Below are 18,308 nucleotides of genomic sequence, written 5' to 3' on the forward strand. Positions count from 1 at the left end.
GGGCGCGAGCAACCGGGCGAGGCACCGGCGGCGGAGGCATCCGCGCTCCGCGCACTGCCCCGCGCCATGCCCCGCACCCGGGACACCCACTGCCTCAGGCAGGCCCGCACCATGCCGCGCGCCCACCGGCGTGCAGACCGCCTCGACAGCTCATCCGCTGTCCCGGCAGGTCTCCAGCAGTCGCAGCCACACCTCGCTGATGGTCGGGAAGGCCGGGACCGCGTGCCAGAGCCGGTCGATCGGGACCTCGCCGACCACGGCGACGGTGGCGGAGTGCAGCAGTTCGGCCACGGCCGGGCCGACGAAGGTCGCGCCGACGATCACCCGGCGCTCCAGGTCGAGCACGATCCGGGCCCGCCCCTGGTAACCGTCGGTGTAGAGCGAGGCACCGGAGACCTGGCCGAGTTCGTAGTCGATAGCCCGCACGCGCAATCCCGCGCGCTCGGCGGCGTCGAGGGTCAGACCGACCGCCGCCGCTTCCGGCTCGGTGAAGACCACCTGGGGCGGCCCCGCGGTGTCCGCGCTGGCCGCGTACTCGCCCCAGCGCACGGAGGTGTCCGGCTGCTCCCCACGGGCGCGGGCGACGATCGCGGCGCCGGCGATCCGCGCCTGGTACTTCCCCTGGTGGGTGAGCAGGTTGCGGTGGTTGACGTCCCCGACGGCGTAGAGCCAGCCGCCCTGCACCGCCGTGACCAGGCAACCGTCGTCCACCTCGAGCCAGTTGCCGGGGGAGAGGCCGATGCTTTCCATCCCGATGTCGTCGGTGCGGGGCAACCGCCCGGTGGCGTACAGCACTTGGTCGGCCACCAGCTCCCCGTCGCCGCCGAGGGTGAGCGTCACCGGCCCGTCACGGTGCAGCGCGGTGACCTCGGTGCGGAACCGTACGTCAACTCCGGCCTCCCGCAGGCCCTCGGCGACCAGCTCGCCCGCGAAGGACTCCATCCGTCCCAGCAGCCGCCCGCCGCGGGCCAGCAGGGTGACCTCGGAGCCCAGTGAGCGCCAGGCGGCCGCCATCTCGACGGCGACCACGCCGCCGCCGACCACCGCCAGCCGGGGCGGTACGACGGCGGAGCTGGTGGCGTCCCGGCTCGTCCAGGGGTGGGCCTCGGCCAGCCCGGGGACGTGCGGCAGGGCGGGCCGGCTGCCGGTGCACACGGCGACGGCGTGCCGGGCGGTCAGCAGCCGTTCGTCGTCGACCAGCACGGCCCGCTCACCCGCCAGCCGGCCGTGCCCGCGCACCAGGTCGATCCCGGCCGAGCGGAGCCACTCGACCTGGCCGTCGTCGTGCCAGTGGGAGGTGAACTCGTCCCGGTGGGCCAGTACGGCGGCCGTGTCCAGACCGCCGTTGACGGCCTGCTTGGCACCGGGCAGGGCGCGCACGTGGGCCAGCGCGCTGCCCGGCCGCAGTAGTGCCTTGCTCGGGATGCAGGCCCAGTACGAGCACTCGCCGCCGATCAACTGGCTCTCCACGATGACGGTGCTCAGCCCGGCGGTGCGGGTGCGGTCGGCGACGTTCTCGCCGGCCGGACCCGCGCCGAGGACCACCACGTCGTACTGCTCGGGTTGCGGGGTCATGGCTCTCGCTCTCGCTCTGCTGCCGCTGTGCGTGCGCTGCCGCCGCCACCCGGCGGGGCGGAACCATCCTCCGACGGGCCCACCCCGCCCGGCGGCCGCGCCGACGGCGTGTCGTCGGCAATAACAGCGCGGACCGGAGCTGCAGCGGGCGCCCGTTCACGGGATCCGGTCCGTCCGGGGGCGTGTCCGCACAGCAGCCGCTGCGGGTGGCGCGGGGAGCAGGTGGCCGGACCGTCCACGGCCGACCCGACCCGATGGGTACGGACCGGACCCCGTACCAGGCCACGCCGGCCACCGCGCCCGGGGAGCCGCACGACAGTCGGCCGGCCCCCGGAAAGGGTCGGCCCGGCCGTCGTGGAGAGCCGCTCCAGGCCGGTCACCCCCGGGCGTTCGCCTGCTCCTCCGCCACCTTGGCGCGGACCTCGTCCATGTCCAGCGCCCGGGCCTTGCCGATCAAGTCCTCCAGCACCGGCTCCGGAAGCGCGCCCGGCTGCGAGAACACCAGGACCCCGTCACGGATGATCGCGAGGGTCGGGATCGAGCGGATCTCGAACGCCGCCGCCAGCTCCTGCTGCGCCTCGGTGTCCACCTTGGCGAAGACCAGGTCGGGGTGGCGCTCGGAAGCCTTCTCGTACACCGGGGCGAACTGCCGGCACGGCCCGCACCAGCTCGCCCAGAAGTCGATGAAGACGAAGCCCTTGCCATCCGGGCCCTGGACGACCTCGTCGAAGTTGTCCTTGGTCAGCTCGACGGTGCTCATCTCGGGACACCTGCCCTTCCAGTGCGGTCGGTGGACGTACGACCCGCGTCAACCAGAGCCCGCGGCCCGCTATTCCTGGCGCGGAGCTCCGGTCACCCGAACGCCGGCACGTAGTCGGATCTCGGCGTCAGCCCGCCGGGCAGCGAAAGCGCCTTCGGGCCCGGGCGGCCGGTGTACGTGGTGCCCAGTCTGACGTTCTCGCGCTGCAGCCGGCTCCCGGTCTCCTCGCTCAGGTCCGGGTGGGCGCTGCCCCAGGGCGAGACGTGGGCGGCGCCGGGGATCTCGCGGACGGCGGCGGCCGTGCCGGTGGTCGTGCCGAGCCCGAGCGGTGCGGCGAGCGCGGCGACGGCGGCGAGGATCGCCAACCTCCAGGAAACACGCACGGGGTCACGCAGGTGATGCCACTCCGTCAAGTGTGATGGTGCGTCAATGTGTGTCCTGTGCAGGCAGCGCGGGGAAGCCAGTCGTCGGACGGCGGCGGCAAGGGCGGTTCGTGGTCGCACGCCATCGACGCCGAGCTCGAACGCCCGTGCCTACGGTGGCCCGGATGTCCTCCGATCGTGAATTCTTGATCCTTACGGGGGAATTCGGTGGCCCATCCGGCGTGTGACCGGGGTCGCGCGTGCGCGAAGATCAACCGCCGCCTTAGGTTGTGGCACGGCCGGACGGCCCGCGAGTTCCCGGCGGTTGGACGCGCGCGCACCCGCCCTCGGATCGACTCCCGCCCCGTTGCCTGGAGGGAAGAGTGTCCTGGCCGCCGGCGAGCTCGGCCGGGCCCGGCGTCGGGCCGGCTGCGACCGGGGAGGCCCTCGACCTGGCTCGCCGGGCCGCCGAAACCGGTGGGTCCGGTGCGGTGTTCGCCCGCCACCGGGGCGCGATCGAGCACTCGCTCGGCGTGCCCGAGGCCGACGGCCAGCTGTGCGAGGCCGGCCAGCTCAACCGGTACTTCTCGCCGTACCGCGCCGGGAAGGCCAGAACACCGTTGGGAGAAGGACGTTGTTGACGCTGATCCGGACACTGGTGTGGACGGTCGACGCATGCGCGGCACTGTGGGTGCGCCCGGTTGGGGCCGTCCTGCGCGCCGGGCGGGCCCTGCGGCGGCTCGGCCGGTGAGAGCTCCCGTGGACGGGGTGGCCGCGGTGCCCGGGCCGCCCTCGCGGTCGGCGCGTACGCCGGCGACGCGCCGGGTGCTGCGGCGCGGATGCGAGCCGCTGCGCTGCTCGGCGCGGTCGCCCGCGGCCGGACCTCCTTCGGTGTCCCGCCGGTGATCGGATACGGCCTCGGCCTGGCACTGGTCGCCGCCGGTCGTTCCGCTCCTCGCACGCTTCGAACGCTTGCTCAGCCGCAGCCGGCCAGCCGCCGCAGGGTGCGGCCGCAGTGCCGGGCGTAACACAGCTGCAGGTGGGGCACGATCGGCCCGACCAGCCGGGTGTACCAGCGGCCCGGCCGGCTGAAAGCGGTCACGGTGAACCAGACGGCCTTGTCCGGGCCCATCTCGACGACGAAGGACTCCTCGCCGCACTCGGGGTGCCCGTTGCGGGTGCCGTACGCGAAGCCGATCCGGTCGCTCCGGTAGCTGCTCCAGACCACCTCGCACGGCGCGGTCAGCCGGAGCGGCCCGATGCCGATCGCGCACTCGACCGCGACCCCCGGTTCCGCCCGGACCGCGGTCGTCCGCATCCGGACTCCGGCCGCACGGTGCATCCGCCAGCCGGTGACGGCCGCGCCCGCGGCCTCCAGGACGTCCCGGCCGTGGCCGATCAGGACCCGGTGGTGGAGGTGGTTGTAGCCGGCGGGCAGTGCCTGGCCGGGGACCGTGGTACGGCCGACCTCCGGGTAGTTGAGCTTGCTGGTCACGGGTGGAGCTCCTTGGTCCGGCGCCAGGCGAGCAGTCCGCAGAGCGCGAAGCCGAGCGCGTTGCCGAGGCCGTGGGTGGCGGCCATCCAGGTCAGTGTGGGGTGCGGGAAGCCGGCGGCTCGGCCGAGGGCCCACCAGAGTGCGAGCACCATGGTGGCGACGAGCACCGCGGAGGAGACGGCGAACAGCCGGCCGGTGAGCAGATCCCTCGAGCAGGTGCGGGAGCGCAGGTCCCGCCAGGTGAGCAGTCCGACCAGCCACATGCCGGTGGTCAGCACGACGGCGCCGAGGAGTTGGGCCCAGTCGTCGACGAAGTACCCGGCGAGGACCAGCAGGGTGCCGACCGGGACGCTGAGTGCCGCGGCCCGGGCTGCGAGCCGGTCGGGGGAGGTGCGGCAGAGGAGGCCGGCGATCAGCGCGGCGGTGAATCCGGCGAAGTGGAAGTGCGGCACGGTGAGCGCCAGGATCCTGAGGTCGAAGCCGAACAGCCGGTGCCCGGAGCGTTCGGCGACCAGCGCGACGCCGGCCACCGAGGGTGTCACGAGCGCGGTCAGAGTGGCGATCTCGGCGGGGGCGAGGGATCCGGTGAGGCGCAGCCGCAGCGGGGCCAGCGCGGCCAGCGCCAGCGTGGCGCAGGCGTAGCCGCAGCCCAGAACGGCGGCGCCCGGCCCGCGCGGCAGCCAGAGCGCGAGCGCGCCCGCGGCGGCGGCGATCGGCCAGAGCCGGGCCGCCCGGGCGGTGCCGGGGCCGTCGATGAGCGTGAGCCCGATCGGTATCACGACGAACATGCCGAGCATGACGATGAGGTTGACCAGTGCGGTCACGGTCCCACCCCTTGTGTGGACGCGCGCGGGCCTGGCCGTCGCCGGTCGGCGCCGCGCTTGAGCGTGTTCAAAACACTGCCGCAGCAGACTCTACGGCAAAACTGAACGCGTTCAACATAGCCCCTCGGTTGCCCGCCGACCGTCCGGGGACACTGGGGCGAGGGCCGCACCCGCCCGGACCTGCCCCAGACCGCTACCGCTCCACCCTGCCGCCGCCGGGATCACGGTCTGGACGGCAGTCACGCCCCGGACACCGCTGCTCCGTCCACGGTGCGGACGCCCCCGGCGCGTCCTCCCCGGCAGCCCGGCCCGCACCGCCGGAGTGGTGCACGCCGAGACCGAACGGGAGGCCTGCGAGCCCGGCGGCCCCACCGCAGCCGGCCCGAGCCGAGTCCCCGGCGGCGGTGCCGCGGCCGGCGGAGGCACTCCACCTCCGCGAGTCGCACCGCCCGCGCCGCCGGGGCGCTGAGTCCTCCCCGGCCGTCGGGTCACCGGGGCGGGTGGCGAGCGCCCGCAGCCCGGAGCACGCTGGATAGCGGAAACCCGTGGAGGTGGCGATCATGATGCACACACTCGTCGGATGGCACGTGGAGCTGGAGTTCCAGGAAGAAGGGGACCGCACCAAGGCCGTCGCGCTGGTCCGGCTCCCGGACGGTACGGAGGTCCGCTCCCATGGCTACAGCACCCGGCACCACGCCGACGCGCCGCAGCCCAGAGTCGGTGAGGAGGTCGCCGGGGCCAGAGCGCTCAACGACCTCGCGATGCAACTGCTGACCAAGGCGCACGACGAGCTCAAGTAGCTCGGCGCGATGAACTCGGGCACCGGCCGGGCCGGTTGAGCGCGCCGTCGGCGTAACCGCCCGGGCCCCGACTCCCGTCTCGGCCCCGAGTCCCGTCCCGTCCCGGCCCTGCCCTGGCTCCGGCTCCGACCGGATCCGGCTCCGACCGGATCGGTCAGCCCTGCCGGGGCCGGCCGGTCCGGTCGAGCGGCGTGTCCGGGTCGGCCAGGGCGTCCGGGTCGACGGGGCGTCCGGAGCGGACCAGGTCGCGGATCGCGTCGGTCACGTCCCAGATGTTGACGTTCATTCCGGCGAGCACCCGGTCACCGGAGAGCCAGAAGGCGATGAACTCCCGCCCCGGCACGTCGCCCCGGAAGACCACCCGGTCGTAGCCGCCGGGCTCGACGTAGCCCGTGTACTCCATGCCCAGCTCGTACTGGTCGGTGAAGAAGTACGGCACCCGGTCGTGCACCGCCTCCTCGCCGAGCATCGAACGCGCCGCCGTCCTCGGCTGGTGCAGCGCGTTGGCCCAGTGCTCGACCCGGACCGGCCTGCCGTACAGCGGGTGGAAGGCGTTGACCACGTCGCCGGCCGCGAACACGTCCGGGTGCGAGCTCTGCAGGTGCTGGTCGGTCAGCACGCCGTTGTCGACCCTCAGCCCGGCCGCGGCGGCGAGTCGGGTGTTCGGGGTGACCCCGATGCCGACGATCACCGCGTCCGCCTCGACCAGCGTGCCGTCGCCGAGCCTGACCCCGTGCTCGGTGATCTCCGTGGCCTGGACGGCGAAGCGCAGCTCCACCCCGTGGTCGCGGTGCAGATCGGCGAAGACCTGCGCCGCCTCCCGGCCCAGGGCGCCCAGCAGCGGTAGCTCCGACCGCTCCAGCACCGTCACCTCGCAGCCGGCTTCGCGTGCGGCGGACGCGGTCTCCATGCCGATCCACCCGGCACCGATCACGGCCACCCTGGCGCCGGGCCGCAGGAACGCCTGGATCCGGTCGCTGTCCTCGACCCGGCGCAGGTAGCACACGTTCTCCCGGTCGGCGCCCGGCACCTGCAGCCGGCGCGGGCTCGCGCCGGTGGTGAGCAGCAGCTTGCCGAAGCCGATGCTGCTGCCGTCGGCCAGCGTCACCCGGTGCGCGGCAGGGTCCACGGCGGTGACGGTGGTGCCCAGGCGGAGGTCGATCGAATGCTCCTGGTACCACTCGGGGGAGTGGACGTCGATCTTCTCCCGCGCGGTCTTGCCCATCAGGTACCCCTTGGAGAGCGGCGGGCGCTCATACGGGCGCTCCTGCTCGTCCCCGATCAGGACCACCGGCCCCTCGAAACCCTCCTCGCGCAGGGTTTCGGCCGCCTTGGCCCCCGCCAGGCTGGCACCCACGATCACGTACGCGCTCTCCATCCCCAGCTCCTCACGTCCGTCGGCCCGCTACCGCATCCCCATCACACTCTCTTCTCCGTGCGGTCGCGCGGCGAACCGTGAATCTGATCGGGTGGTGACTGTGCGGCACCGGCGGCCGGACGGCGCCCGTGCCGCCGGGGCGCGCCGCTCCCCGCTGCCCGTGCCGCCCGGAACCACTCCGCCGCCCCGCCCACCCGGCGGCCGGATCGGCGGCAGCACCGCCCGGGCCGTGCACGGTCGTACGGCGCCCCGGGAAAAGGGAGGCGGGTCCGGCGGAGCCCGGGTATGGTCGGCCGCTCCGAGCCGGACACGAACAGGAACGAGGGGTCAGATGTCCTTTTCGGTCGATGAGTTGCTGCCCGCCACCCGGCGCGCCCTGTTGCACCGGCTGGCCGTCGGGCAGGCGGAGGGGCGCACACCGTCGCTGGTGGGCGCGGTGGTCCGGGGCGGGCAGCTGATCTGGTCCGACGGACGGAGCATGATCGACGACCACCGGCCGGACGAGAACGTGCAGTACCGGATCGGCTCCCTCGCCAAGAGCTTCGCCGCCGTGCTGGTCATGCGCCTGCGGGACGAGGGCCTGCTGGAGCTGACCGACCCGCTGGAGCGACACCTGCCCGGTACCTCCGTCGGCCGGCTGACCATCGCCCAACTCCTGTCCCACACCTCCGGCCTGGCCTCCGAGACGCCGGGTCCCTGGTGGGAGCGGACACCGGGAGCCCTGCGGCCGGCACTCGCGGACGTGCTCGGCGAGCAGCCGATGCGGCACCCGGCCGGCCGCCGTTACCACTACTCCAACACCGGCTACGCCCTGCTGGGCGCCCTGGTCGAGCGGCTGCGCGGGAAGCCCTGGGGCGACGTGCTGCGCCGCGAGGTGCTGGACCCGCTCGGCCTCACCCAGACCACCCTGTCACCCCGGCCGCCGCACGCCGGAGGGTTCGCGGTGCACCCGTGGGCGGACGTCATGCTGCCCGAACCGCTGGAGGACACGGGGTTGATGGCACCGGCCGGTCAACTCTGGTCCACCGCAGCGGACTTGTCCCGCTGGGCGGCGTTCCTGGCCGCCGGGCACGAGCAGGTGCTGAGCCCCGCCGGCGTCGCCGAGATGCGCCGTCCCGCGGCGCAGCCGGACGGACCGGAGTGGACCTCCTCGTACGGGCTCGGTGTGCAACTGTGGCGGGAGGACGGCAGGGTGCTGTTCGGCCACACCGGTTCGATGCCCGGCTTCCTGGCCACGCTCTGGGTGAGCGAGGAGGACGACCTGGCCGCCGTGGTGCTGTCCAACGCGACCTCCGGGACCTCCGTCCCGGTGATCGCCGCCGATCTGATCCGGATCGTCGCCGAGCACGAACCCCGCCTCCCGGAGCCCTGGCGCCCGTTGCCAGAGGCCGATCCGGAGCTGGTCGCACTGACCGGCCCCTGGTACTGGGGGCCCTCGGCCCACGTCCTGCGGCTGCGCGCCGACCGCGCGCTGGAGCTCGCACCGATGGGCGGCGCGGGCCGGGGATCCCGCTTCCGGGCCGAGCCGGACGGCACCTGGACCGGCCTGGACGGCTACTACGCGGGGGAGACGCTCCGGGTGATCCGGTCGGCGGACGGTGCGGTGAGCCACCTGGACATCGGCAGCTTCGTACTGACCCGCGCCCCCTACGACCAGGCCGCGCCGATCCCCGGCGGTGTCGACCCGCAGGGCTGGCAGCCCAGTTGAGCCGGAGCGCGGCGCGGCCGCCGAGGGCGCTCCGCCGCGCCGGGCGCGTCACGGGTACCGTCGGGCCGTCCCCCGGCGTCGGCCGTAGCCGGACGATCGGCGCCCGCCTCGGCGCCCGACCTGCCCGGGGCCCCGCGAGGCGGACCGTGCCGTGGCCCGGTGCTGCCCCTACGCTGAGACCTGCCGGCACCGGAAGGGGTACGTCCGAATGAGCGAGCAAACCGTCACCGTACGCTGCGTACCGGCCACCCCCTGCTGGGTCAGCCTGATGGCGCGCGACCTCAAGGACGCCCGGGCCTTCTACGGGCCACTGCTCGGCTGGACCTTCGAACCCGGCCCCGACCGCTGGGGGCCGTACCTGCGCGCGGTGGTGGACGGCGTGGAGGTCGCGGGCATCGGCGTGGCCGCCGGGGACTGGCAGCCGCCCGTCGCCTGGACCACGTACTTCGGCATCGAGAGCGCCGACGAGGCCGCCGCCCGGGTGAGGGAGCGCGGCGCGACCGTCGCGGTCGGCCCGCTCGCCTTCGACGCCGGACGCGTCGCGCTCGCCGCCGACCTGTTCGGTGCGGCCTTCGGCATCTGGGAGGGCGACCTCGGCTGCGCCGCCTGGGTGGACTCTCCCGGTGCCGCCGTCTGGATCGAGCTGCGCACGGTGGACCCGTTCGCCGCCGCGCTCTTCTACGGCGAGGTCTTCCTCTGGGACAGCCGCGACCCGGCGCACTTCGAGGTGCGCTACGAGCACGAGCGGGTCGTGCTGCGCTCCGAGGGCCGCAGCGTGGCCGCGCTGCGTACGGCCACCGAGGTGGTCCCGCACTGGGAGGTGTTCTTCTCGGTGGCCGACACGGATGCCGCGGTGCACCACGCGATCGCCCTCGGCGGGGCGGTGGTGGACGACCCGAGCGACTCCCCGTACGGGAGGGTGGCCCGGCTGCGCGACGCGGAGGGCGGCGTGTTCTCGGTCATCAGCAACCAGTAGGCGTGATCGGCTGGGTGGGCGCGATCGGCGGCGGCTTCACGGAGCCCGCGCCGGCCGTACGGAGCCCGCGTCGGTGGTGCGGAACGACGTCCCCGGTACGGAACCCGCGTCCGTGCCACCGGGAGCCGGTCAGTGCCCGAGGTGGCCGAAGATCCGGTGCATCGCCTCGGGCAGCTGCTCGGCGCCGGTGAGCGGGTGGTCGAAGTCGAAGCGGGCGTCGGTCCGGGTGGTGGCGTGCTCGTCCGGCCCGGTGGGAGCCCGTCCGGCAGTGGCGCGCTCGGACCGCGGTGCGCCTCGCGTCCGCGGGCCGGCCGGCGTGTGAAGGCGCGGCTCGCGCCCCTGCCGGCCGGCCCGCCGGTCCGCGATGACGGGCGGTTCGGTCAACCGTTCACCCGGTCATCCGCCCGCAGGATCGGTTGCTCACTCAAAGACCGCCGAGTGCTCGGCGGCGAAGTCGGCGAAGGAACGCGCCGGCCGCCCGGTCAGCTTCTCCACGTCCGCGCTCACCGTGGCGGCGTGCCCGGCCGCGTAGAGCCCGTACAGCTCCACCATTCCCTCGGCCCGCCAGGCGTCCCAGCCCGCCTTGAGCATCTCGGTGAGCGCCGCCTCGGGCTCCACGGCCAGGTACTCGACCGTCCGCCCGGCGACCGTGCCGAGCTCGGCGGCGATCTCGGCGTGCGTCAGCGCGGCCGGGCCGGTCAGGGTGTAGATCCGGCCCTCGTGCCCCTCGGTGGTCAGCGCCTGTACGGCCGCATCGGCGACGTCGCGCGCGTCGACGTACGACACCGCGCCCTCGCCGCCCGGAACGGCCAGCCGGCCGGCCTTCACCGACTCGGCCTGGCCGAGGAAGTTCTGGTAGAAGCCGTTGGGCGCCACCACGGTCCAGGGCAGCCCGCTGGCCAGCAGGTGGTCGTACCCGGCGACGTGCGCGCCGACGAACCGCACCCCTTCCGGGCGGTGCTCCAGCCCGGCGGCGCCGTGCAGCACGATCCGCGGGCGCCGCCCGGTGCGGACCGCGGCGTCGATCACGTTCCGCTCGTGCGCGGCCATCTCCGAGTGCACGGCGACCAGCAGGTAGATCACGTCCGCACCCGCCAGCGCGGCGTCCAGCGAGGCCGGATCCGCGAAATCGGCGGCGACCCGTTCCACTCCCCCGTCCCACTCCGCCGGGACGTCGGCGGTGTTGCGGACCAGCGCCCGCACGTTCTCACCGCGCTCGCGCAGCCCGGCGACGACCTTCGAACCAACGGTGCCGGTGGCACCGGTGACAACGATCACGAATGACTCCACGTCGAATCGTTCAGCTAGGTGACTGTTCGTCACCGCCAGCCTGGCAGCGGGTCCATGGACGATCAATGTCGAACTGGAGCACAATCCATCAGCCACGCTGATCGATACGGGGGATGGCGATGGACCTGACGGAGATCGAGACCTTTCTCGCCCTGGCGGAGGAACTGCACTTCGGCCGCACGGCGGAGCGGTTACGGCTGTCCCAGTCCCGGGTCAGCCAGCTGATCCGGGCGCTGGAGCGCCGGATCGGCGGACTGCTGTTCACCCGCACCAGTCGGCGGGTCGCACTCACCCCGTTGGGCGAACACACCCGGCGCAGCCTCGGTGCCGCCTACGAGGGCCTCAGGACGAGCTTCGAGGAGGCGCGCACCATCGCCCAGGGGGTGGTCGGCACGCTGCGGGTCGGCTTCCTCGGCTGTCTGAACGGCCCGCCGCTGTCCGAGGTGGTCGCGGTCTTCGGACGTCGCCACCCGGCCTGCGACATCAGCACGGTCGAGGTGCCGTGGGCCGATCTGCACGGGCCGCTGCGCGGTGGCGAGGTGGACGTGCTGCTGACCCTGCTCCCGGTCGCCGAGCCGGACCTGAGAGTCGGCCCGGTCCTGGTCTCCTACCGGCGCGTCCTGGCGGTCGGCACCGGCCACCCGCTGGCTGTCCACGAGAGCGTCGACATCGAGGACCTGGCGGACTGGGTGGTGCTCGACGGCCCGGCCGGCCTGCCGGAGGCGCTCCGCCTCGACCTGCTACCCCCGTTCACCCCGCTCGGGAAGCCGCTGACCCGGGGAGCCGGCGGCCGGACCTACCAGGAGGCGTTCAGTCGGGTCGCCGCCTTCGACATGGTCTGGGCCACCCACGAAGGACTGTTCCGCCTCTACCGCCACCCGGACGTGACGCACCGGCCCCTCACCGGCATGGCACCCGCCAACGGCGCCCTGGTCTGGCGCACCGACACCGAGAGCGCCAAGATCCGCGCCTTCATCTCCCTGGCCTCCCAGCTGACCGCAGGGTCGAGGCTCTGACCCGGGCCCGGGCCGAGGGAGGTCCGTCCGATCGGTAGCCGACGGCAACGGCGGGAGTGCTCGACACCATGGCAACTCGCCGCCCCTGCTAGCCGGTGTGCACGGGCCGGTCCACGGGTACCCGGGGTGTGCCGTGGAAGACCTGCCGGGCGTGCCACTCGCGGTGCCGCCTCGCCACCGGTGGGACGCCCGGCTGCGGGCCGACGACCGGCCGGCCGGCGAGCGCGAGCACGTGCTGTCGGCTGGCCTCGCTGCGGCCGACGAACCGTTGGGAGACGAGGATGCGGTGGCCGTCCCCAAGGCCCAGGACCCCCTTGTCGAAGAGCTTGTGGTGCAGCGAACACAGACACAGGCCGTTGTCGACCTCGTCCGGCCCGTCGTGCGACCACCAGCGCACGTGTGCGGCCTCCAGCCCGACCGTGCTCGCTCCCAGCGCCCCGTCGTAGCCGCAGAACGCGCACTGGAACTCGTAGGCGGTGAGTATGAGTTCACGCATCCGCCGATCACGTTGCCGCCGCGCCGCGGCATCCGCACCGTGCACGGCCCCGGTCTCGGCGAGCTCCAGGTCGAGGCCGACGGCTTCGCACAGGTCGACGTGCAGGGACGGCGGGAAGTGGGTGTCCAGCAGCACCCGGACCAACCGGCCCAGCAGCGACGGCTCCCTGGCGAGCGCCGTCCGCAGGTCGGACGCGAGCCTGCCGGTGGCTCCGCTGGAGCGCAGGACCCCGACTCCGCTGCCTGGACTCCCCTGCCCCTGGTCGGTTCTGACCTCCCACACGCCGTCGCTGACCAGGTGGTGGAAGGGGTAGGCCGGGGTCGTCGGGTGCGACGGCCCGTACTCGGCGAGCAGCCGCTTGAGCTCCTCCTCGACCACGCTGTAACGCAGTTCGCCGTCGGTGTCCTGCTGGTAGCTCCCGAGGGCGTAGAGCAGCAGCAACGGCTTGTGCGGAGCGCGGACTTCGTTGTTCGTCCACCGTCTCAGCTTCGCCACCCGTTCGAGCCAGTCCATGGCCGCCAGGGTAGCTTCCGGTGCTGACACCGCATCATGTCCGGCTGGGGCGGGGCGCTGACCGGCAGGGCCGAGTAAACGGGAGTCGCCCGAGGGCGCCGCTGTTCTGAGCCGCCTGCCAGGCTCGGGCCGTGGTGGCCGACAGCCTGCGAGCGGTCGAGGTCCGGCGGCCCGGCACCCGGCTCAGACCGTGGCGCCGAGCATGCGGAGGACCAGGATGCCGTAGCGGCGGCCGAGTTCCTCCGGGGTTTCGGTGCTGCGTTCGCTGTACCAGCGGGAGACGTCGATGCCGAGTGAGGTGACCGCGCGGGCGGCGGTGCGGACGTCGGGGACCGTGAAGGCGCCGGTGGCGACGCCGGCCTCGATGATGCGGCGGACGGTGTCCTCGATCCGGCGGCGCAGTTCGGCGACGAGCGCGAAGTCCTCCTCCGGCAGGGCGTGCAGCTCGTGGTTGACGATCCGCCCGACGGTGTGGCCGCGGGCGTGCCAGGTGGTGAACTCCTCGGCGAGGCGGCGCATCCGCTCGACCGGGTCGCCGCCGGCGGCCTCGGCTCGCTCGACCAGGTCGAGGGTCGCCTGGTGGCCGGTCCGGCTGATCTCGGAGAGCAGGGCGGCCTTGGAGGAGTAGTGGATGTAGAGCGCGGCGGGGCTCATTCCGGCGGCGGTGGCGATGTCGCGGGTGGTGGTGGCGTGGTAGCCGCGCCGGGCGAAGGAGTCCACGGCGGCGAGCAGCAGCCGCCGGGCGGCCTCGGTTCGCTCGCCGGCCGGTACTTCGAGGTGATCCCAGGGGTGGGGATCGGCGGCTGCCTGATCGGTCATGGCGCAATCCTCGCAGATGGGCTCGGTCCCTCCCGTCGCCCGGGGCTTCCCGGGGGCGGCGGTGGTTGACAGTGTCGCGCGTGCCCAACATGCTAAGCAAGCGCTTAGTCAGATGCCCGCAGCTTGGTCACGGGCCCGCAGGCCGCTCAGCCGGACCGGTAAGGCCCGGATGCCCTGCTGCTGTCGAGAGGAATGGCGATGACCCCTTCGTTCAAGGGCCGGGTGGCCGTGGTCACCGGAGCCAGCCGGGGCATCGGCCTCGGCATCGCGCGCACGCTGGTGGAACGCGGCGCCAAGGTCTGCATCACCGCCCGCAACCCCGAACCGCTCGCCGAAGCCGTTCGCGACCTCGGCGGCCCCGCCATCGCCGTGGCCGGCAAGGCGGACGACGACGCGCACCAGCAGGAAGCGGTCCAGCGCACCGTCGAGGCCTTCGGACGGCTCGACTACCTGGTCAACAACACCGGTATCAACCCGGTGTACGGCTCGATCCTGGACGCCGGACCGAACACCGCCGCCAAGATCCTCGGCGTCAACGTGCTCGCGCCGCTCGCCTGGACCAGGCTCGTCCGCGACGCCTGGATGGGCGAGCACGGCGGCGCGATCGTCAACGTCGCCTCCGTCGCGGGCATCCGCAGCTCGGTCGGGATCGGCATGTACGGCGTCAGCAAGGCGGCGCTGATCCGGCTCACCACCGAACTCGCCGCCGAACTCGGCCCCGGTGTCCGGGTGAACGCCGTCGCCCCCGCCGTGGTGAAGACCAGGTTCGCCGAGGCCCTGTACGACGGCCGTGAGGAGGAGGTCGCCCGGGCCTACCCGCTCGGACGGCTCGGCCTGCCCGAGGACGTCGCCGGAGCCGTCGCCTTCCTGCTCTCCGAGGACGCCGGGTGGATCACCGGCCAGACCCTGGTGGTGGACGGCGGCGTCACCCTCGGCGGTGGGATGTGAGTGCCTCGCTCGCCGGCCAGGGCGTGGTCGTCACCGGCGCCGGACGCGGCATCGGCGCCGCCATCGCCGCGGCCTTCGCCGCCGAGGGAGCCCGGGTGGTGGTCAACGACCTGGACGCCGAGGCGGCCGAACAGGTCGCGGCCCGGATCGGCGGCATCCCCGCGCCGGGTGACGCCGCGGCGGCCGAGGGCGTCGCCGCGCTGATCGGCGCAGCCCGGACCGCACTCGGCCGGATCGACGTCTTCTGCGCCAATGCGGGAGTCGCCCCGGCCGGGGGCGCCGACGCCTCACCCGCCGCCTGGGCCAGCGCCTGGGAGGTCAATGTGATGGCCCACGTCCGCGCGGCCGAACTGCTGCTCCCCGACTGGCTGGAGCGCGGCGAGGGCCGGTTCGTCGCCACCGTCTCCGCCGCCGGGCTGCTCACCATGCTCGGGTCGGCGCCGTACGCCGTCAGCAAGCACGGCGCCCTCGCCTTCGCCGAGTGGCTCGCGGCCAGCTACCGCCACCGGGGCCTGCGGGTGCACGCCGTCTGCCCGCAAGGCGTACGGACCAGGATGCTCGCCGACTCGGGGCCCGCCGGGCAGGTGCTGCTCGCCGAGTCCGCGCTCGAACCGGCTAATGTGGCGGCCGAGTTGCTGCGCGGCATCGAGTCGGAGACCTTCCTGATCCTGCCGCACCCCGAGGTCGGCGACTACTACACGGCCCGGGCCGGCGATCCGGACCGCTGGCTGGACGGCATGAACCGGCTTCAGCAGCGCATCGACGGGTACCAGGGCGAGAAGGGACGAACGGAATGAGGGCTTGGCAGGTCGGCGCGCTCGGTGAGCCGCGGGACGTCATGGAGTTGCGCCTGGACGTTCCGCAACCCGAGCCGGGGGCGGCCCAGTTGCTGGTCAGGGTGCGGGCGGCGGCGGTGAACTTCCCGGACGCGCTGCTGTGCCGGGGCCACTACCAGGTGCGTCCGCCGCTGCCGTTCACCCCGGGGGTGGAGCTCTGCGGCGAGGTGGTCGGCGGGGAACGGGCCGGGGAGCGGGTGATCGGGACGCCGCTGCTGCCGGCCGGAGCCTTCGCCGAGTACACGCTGATGGCCGCCGACGGCGCCTTCCCGGCACCCGCCGCACTGGACGACGCCGAGGCGGCGGCGCTGCATATCGGCTACCAGACGGCCTGGTTCGGCCTGCACCGCAGGGCCGGACTCCGCCCGGGGGAGACCCTGCTGGTGCACGCCGCGGCGGGCGGGGTCGGCAGTGCGGCCGTCCAGGTCGGCAAGGCGGCCGGGGCCACCGTGATCGGGGTGGTCGGCGGGCCGGAGAAGGCCGAGCGGGCGCGGGAGCTGGGAGCCGACCTGGTGATCGACCGGCGGGCCGAGGACTTCGTGACGGTGGTCAAGGAGGCCACCGACGGGCACGGCGCCGACGTCGTCTTCGACCCGGTCGGCGGCGACGCCTACACCGGCTCCACCAAATGCATCGCCTTCGAGGGCCGCATCCTGGTGGTCGGCTTCGCCGGCGGCGGCATCCCGTCCCCGGCCCTCAACCACGCCCTGGTGAAGAACTACTCGATCCTCGGCCTGCACTGGGGCCTCTACAACACCAAGGATCCGCAGGCGGTCCGGGCGGCGCACACCGAACTGACCGAACTGGCGGCCAAGGGCGTGGTGCGGCCGCTGGTGAGTGAACGGCTGCCGTTCGAGCGCGCCGCGGAGGCGGTCCAGCGCGTCGCGGCCGGCGACTCCGTCGGCCGGATCGCCGTCCTCGCCTGAGCCCGGAAGCCACTTACTCGCCCGCTCGCCTCCGGGCGCTCCCCGCGGCGGAGCCGCTGATCGGCGGGGTCGGCGCCGACGGTCGTCGCTCGCCCGCCTTGCCCGCCATCGGGCGGGGTACATCCCCCCAGCCTTCGGCCTGGTGGACTGCGTCCACCAGGGCCTGCTGGGCCCGCGGTGCGCCGAGTCCGCCGAGCCCGACCGGGAAGTGCACCCAGGCGAGGCCGGCGTCGAAGCGGGCCCGCAGGAAGTCCGGGCGCCCGGTGGTGGCGGGATCGTGGGCCGCCAGCAGTGCCCCGATGCGCGCTCGGAGGTCCGATGACAGCTCAGCCCACCTCTTCCGATCGCTCGTCGGACCGTTCGTGGCGCCGCAGCTCGCGCCGCGCCAGCGAGCGCTTGTGCACCTCGTCGGGTCCGTCCGCCAGGCGCAGGGTGCGGATGCCGGCCCAGAGCTGGGCCAGCGGGGTGTCCTGGCCGACCCCGGCCGCGCCGTGGGTCTGGACGGCCTTGTCCAGGATCCACTCGACCGCGGCGGGTACGGCGATCTTGATGGCCTGGATCTCGGTGTGCGCGCCCCGGTTGCCGACGGTGTCCATCAGCCAGGCGGTCTTCAGCACCAGCAGCCGGGCCTGCTCGATGCGCACCCGCGACTCGGCGATCCAGTCCTGCACCACGCCCTGCGCGGCCAGCGGTTTGCCGAAGGCGACCCGCTCGGAGGCCCGGCGGCACATCAACTCCAGTGCGCGTTCGGCGATTCCGATCGCCCGCATGCAGTGGTGGATCCGGCCGGGGCCGAGCCGGGCCTGGGCGATGGCGAAGCCGGAACCGCTTTCGCCGATCAGGTTGGCTGCGGGGACCCGGACGTTCTCGAACACGATCTCGGCATGGCCGCCGTGGTCGTCGTCCCGGTACCCGAAGACCGTCATCCCGCGCTTCACCGTCACGCCGGGGGTGTCGCGCGGCACCAGGATCATGCTCTGCTGCCGGCGGGTCTCGGCGGTGGGGTCGGTCTTGCCCATCACGATGAAGATCCGGCACTCGGGGTTCATCGCCCCGGTGATGTACCACTTGTGGCCGTTGACGACGTACTCGTCGCCGTCGCGCTCGATCCGGGTGGTGATGTTGGTGGCGTCGGAGGAGGCGACCTCGGGCTCGGTCATCGCGAAGGCGGACCGGATCTCGCCGGCCAGCAGCGGCTCCAGCCACTGTTTCCGCTGGGCCTCGTCACCGAACTGGGCCAGCAGCTCCATGTTCCCGGTGTCGGGCGCGGCGCAGTTGAGCGCGGCCGGCGCGAGCAGCACGCTGCGCCCGGTGAGCTCGGCCAGCGGCGCGTACTGGAGGTTGGTCAGACCCGCGCCCGGCTCGCCCGGCAGGCTGTGCTCACTGTGGAAGAACAGGTTCCAGAGCCCGCGCGACCTGGCCTCGGCCTGCAGCTCGCGGATCACCGGCGGTACGGTCCACGGCTCACGCGCCGGATCGGCGAGCTGCGCGGCCAGCACGGGCTCGGCGGGGTAGACGAACTCGTCCATGAAGGAACCGAGTTGCCCGAGCAGCTGCTCGGTCCTGGCGTCGTACGAGAAGTCCAC

Annotated in this window: 19 protein-coding genes and 1 pseudogene; 8 read left to right on the forward strand and 12 right to left on the reverse strand. The window is 73.6% G+C overall.

The genetic code is table 11. The features are described 5' to 3' along the window. Positions 1-150 precede the first annotated feature (150 nt). The 3 genes from ACZ5ON_RS02820 to ACZ5ON_RS02830 all read right to left on the reverse strand — a co-directional run bounded on the left by ACZ5ON_RS02820 (position 151) and on the right by ACZ5ON_RS02830 (position 2,718). Positions 151-1,575: a dihydrolipoyl dehydrogenase family protein gene (locus ACZ5ON_RS02820; protein WP_465584316.1), complete on the reverse strand. Its 1,425-nt coding sequence runs from the start codon at positions 1,573-1,575 to the stop codon at positions 151-153. Positions 1,576-1,951: 376 nt separating this feature from the next. Continuing rightward, positions 1,952-2,335, reverse strand: a complete 384-nt coding sequence (locus ACZ5ON_RS02825) for a thioredoxin family protein (RefSeq protein WP_465584323.1) — start codon at positions 2,333-2,335, stop codon at positions 1,952-1,954. 92 nt (positions 2,336-2,427) lie between these two features. Next, positions 2,428-2,718 carry a hypothetical protein gene (locus ACZ5ON_RS02830; protein ID WP_465584326.1) on the reverse strand — a complete coding sequence of 97 codons (291 nt, stop codon included), beginning with the start codon at positions 2,716-2,718 and terminating at the stop codon, positions 2,428-2,430. Between the two features lie 362 nt (positions 2,719-3,080). On the opposite strand from ACZ5ON_RS02830, the gene ACZ5ON_RS02835 reads away from it, so the two are divergent. After that, entirely contained in the window at positions 3,081-3,338 is a 258-nt protein-coding gene (locus ACZ5ON_RS02835) for a hypothetical protein (protein ID WP_465584331.1), read from the forward strand. Positions 3,339-3,673: 335 nt separating this feature from the next. Here the strand turns inward: ACZ5ON_RS02835 and ACZ5ON_RS02840 are convergent, their stop codons facing one another. Then, positions 3,674-4,192: a DUF1990 family protein gene (locus tag ACZ5ON_RS02840; protein WP_465584335.1), complete on the reverse strand. Its 519-nt coding sequence runs from the start codon at positions 4,190-4,192 to the stop codon at positions 3,674-3,676. Further along, entirely contained in the window at positions 4,189-5,016 is an 828-nt protein-coding gene (locus ACZ5ON_RS02845) for a YndJ family protein (RefSeq protein ID WP_465584341.1), read from the reverse strand. The genes ACZ5ON_RS02840 and ACZ5ON_RS02845 overlap by 4 nt, the downstream gene beginning before the upstream one ends. A gap of 560 nt (positions 5,017-5,576) precedes the next feature. On the opposite strand from ACZ5ON_RS02845, the gene ACZ5ON_RS02850 reads away from it, so the two are divergent. Further along, a complete protein-coding gene (locus tag ACZ5ON_RS02850; RefSeq protein WP_344635589.1) occupies positions 5,577-5,816 on the forward strand; it encodes a DUF1876 domain-containing protein in 240 nt (79 codons plus the stop codon). Positions 5,817-5,970: 154 nt separating this feature from the next. Here the strand turns inward: ACZ5ON_RS02850 and ACZ5ON_RS02855 are convergent, their stop codons facing one another. After that, positions 5,971-7,200 carry an NAD(P)/FAD-dependent oxidoreductase gene (locus ACZ5ON_RS02855; RefSeq protein WP_465585302.1) on the reverse strand — a complete coding sequence of 410 codons (1,230 nt, stop codon included), beginning with the start codon at positions 7,198-7,200 and terminating at the stop codon, positions 5,971-5,973. Positions 7,201-7,525: 325 nt separating this feature from the next. On the opposite strand from ACZ5ON_RS02855, the gene ACZ5ON_RS02860 reads away from it, so the two are divergent. After that, positions 7,526-8,902 (forward strand): serine hydrolase domain-containing protein, encoded by a 1,377-nt coding sequence (locus tag ACZ5ON_RS02860; RefSeq protein ID WP_465584349.1) that lies wholly within the window; start codon positions 7,526-7,528, stop codon positions 8,900-8,902. A 208-nt stretch (positions 8,903-9,110) separates the two neighbouring features. Further along, positions 9,111-9,878 (forward strand): VOC family protein, encoded by a 768-nt coding sequence (locus ACZ5ON_RS02865; protein WP_465584352.1) that lies wholly within the window; start codon positions 9,111-9,113, stop codon positions 9,876-9,878. A 129-nt stretch (positions 9,879-10,007) separates the two neighbouring features. Here ACZ5ON_RS02865 and ACZ5ON_RS02870 read toward each other — a convergent pair whose 3' ends face one another. Beyond that, a complete protein-coding gene (locus ACZ5ON_RS02870) occupies positions 10,008-10,262 on the reverse strand; it encodes a hypothetical protein (protein ID WP_465584357.1) in 255 nt (84 codons plus the stop codon). Between the two features lie 36 nt (positions 10,263-10,298). Then, a complete protein-coding gene (locus ACZ5ON_RS02875; RefSeq protein WP_465584360.1) occupies positions 10,299-11,156 on the reverse strand; it encodes an SDR family oxidoreductase in 858 nt (285 codons plus the stop codon). 131 nt (positions 11,157-11,287) lie between these two features. On the opposite strand from ACZ5ON_RS02875, the gene ACZ5ON_RS02880 reads away from it, so the two are divergent. Next, positions 11,288-12,184 carry a LysR family transcriptional regulator gene (locus ACZ5ON_RS02880; RefSeq protein WP_465584363.1) on the forward strand — a complete coding sequence of 299 codons (897 nt, stop codon included), beginning with the start codon at positions 11,288-11,290 and terminating at the stop codon, positions 12,182-12,184. 88 nt (positions 12,185-12,272) lie between these two features. On the opposite strand, the gene ACZ5ON_RS02885 is transcribed toward ACZ5ON_RS02880, so the two are convergent. Both ACZ5ON_RS02885 and ACZ5ON_RS02890 read right to left on the reverse strand, forming a co-directional pair. Continuing rightward, positions 12,273-13,193: a phosphorothioated DNA-binding restriction endonuclease gene (locus ACZ5ON_RS02885; protein WP_465584366.1), complete on the reverse strand. Its 921-nt coding sequence runs from the start codon at positions 13,191-13,193 to the stop codon at positions 12,273-12,275. 183 nt (positions 13,194-13,376) lie between these two features. Next, complete coding sequence (locus ACZ5ON_RS02890; protein WP_465584369.1) at positions 13,377-14,012, reverse strand: TetR/AcrR family transcriptional regulator; 636 nt, start codon at positions 14,010-14,012, stop codon at positions 13,377-13,379. Positions 14,013-14,210: 198 nt separating this feature from the next. On the opposite strand from ACZ5ON_RS02890, the gene ACZ5ON_RS02895 reads away from it, so the two are divergent. Genes ACZ5ON_RS02895 through ACZ5ON_RS02905 form a run of 3 tightly spaced genes read left to right on the forward strand, consistent with a single transcriptional unit; the run spans position 14,211 to position 16,722 of the window. Further along, positions 14,211-14,960, forward strand: a complete 750-nt coding sequence (locus tag ACZ5ON_RS02895) for an SDR family oxidoreductase (protein WP_465584371.1) — start codon at positions 14,211-14,213, stop codon at positions 14,958-14,960. Then, positions 14,957-15,757 (forward strand): SDR family NAD(P)-dependent oxidoreductase, encoded by an 801-nt coding sequence (locus tag ACZ5ON_RS02900; protein WP_465584373.1) that lies wholly within the window; start codon positions 14,957-14,959, stop codon positions 15,755-15,757. Before ACZ5ON_RS02895 ends, ACZ5ON_RS02900 begins: the two co-directional genes overlap by 4 nt. After that, on the forward strand, positions 15,754-16,722 hold the full coding sequence (locus tag ACZ5ON_RS02905; protein WP_465584376.1) for an NADPH:quinone oxidoreductase family protein: 969 nt from the start codon (positions 15,754-15,756) through the stop codon (positions 16,720-16,722). Before ACZ5ON_RS02900 ends, ACZ5ON_RS02905 begins: the two co-directional genes overlap by 4 nt. Positions 16,723-16,846: 124 nt before the next feature. On the opposite strand, the pseudogene ACZ5ON_RS02910 reads toward ACZ5ON_RS02905, so the two are convergent. Next, positions 16,847-17,047: pseudogene (locus ACZ5ON_RS02910) on the reverse strand (acyl-CoA dehydrogenase family protein); the annotation flags it as partial. A gap of 1 nt (position 17,048) precedes the next feature. Beyond that, entirely contained in the window at positions 17,049-18,308 is a 1,260-nt protein-coding gene (locus tag ACZ5ON_RS02915) for an acyl-CoA dehydrogenase family protein (protein ID WP_465585304.1), read from the reverse strand.

It is taken from the genome of Kitasatospora sp. NPDC032150, from assembly GCF_055579945.1.

Excerpts from the sequence above, each read along its gene's own strand:
- ACZ5ON_RS02865 (WP_465584352.1), top strand. The coding sequence starts at position 9,111 with ATGAGCGAGCAAACCGTCACCGTACGCTGCGTACCGGCCACCCCCTGC.
- ACZ5ON_RS02885 (WP_465584366.1), bottom strand. The coding sequence starts at position 13,193 with ATGGACTGGCTCGAACGGGTGGCGAAGCTGAGACGGTGGACGAACAAC.
- ACZ5ON_RS02860 (WP_465584349.1), top strand. The coding sequence starts at position 7,526 with ATGTCCTTTTCGGTCGATGAGTTGCTGCCCGCCACCCGGCGCGCCCTG.
- ACZ5ON_RS02895 (WP_465584371.1), top strand. The coding sequence starts at position 14,211 with ATGACCCCTTCGTTCAAGGGCCGGGTGGCCGTGGTCACCGGAGCCAGC.
- ACZ5ON_RS02825 (WP_465584323.1), bottom strand. The coding sequence starts at position 2,335 with ATGAGCACCGTCGAGCTGACCAAGGACAACTTCGACGAGGTCGTCCAG.
- ACZ5ON_RS02820 (WP_465584316.1), bottom strand. The coding sequence starts at position 1,575 with ATGACCCCGCAACCCGAGCAGTACGACGTGGTGGTCCTCGGCGCGGGT.
- ACZ5ON_RS02905 (WP_465584376.1), top strand. The coding sequence starts at position 15,754 with ATGAGGGCTTGGCAGGTCGGCGCGCTCGGTGAGCCGCGGGACGTCATG.
- ACZ5ON_RS02880 (WP_465584363.1), top strand. The coding sequence starts at position 11,288 with ATGGACCTGACGGAGATCGAGACCTTTCTCGCCCTGGCGGAGGAACTG.
- ACZ5ON_RS02890 (WP_465584369.1), bottom strand. The coding sequence starts at position 14,012 with ATGACCGATCAGGCAGCCGCCGATCCCCACCCCTGGGATCACCTCGAA.
- ACZ5ON_RS02850 (WP_344635589.1), top strand. The coding sequence starts at position 5,577 with ATGATGCACACACTCGTCGGATGGCACGTGGAGCTGGAGTTCCAGGAA.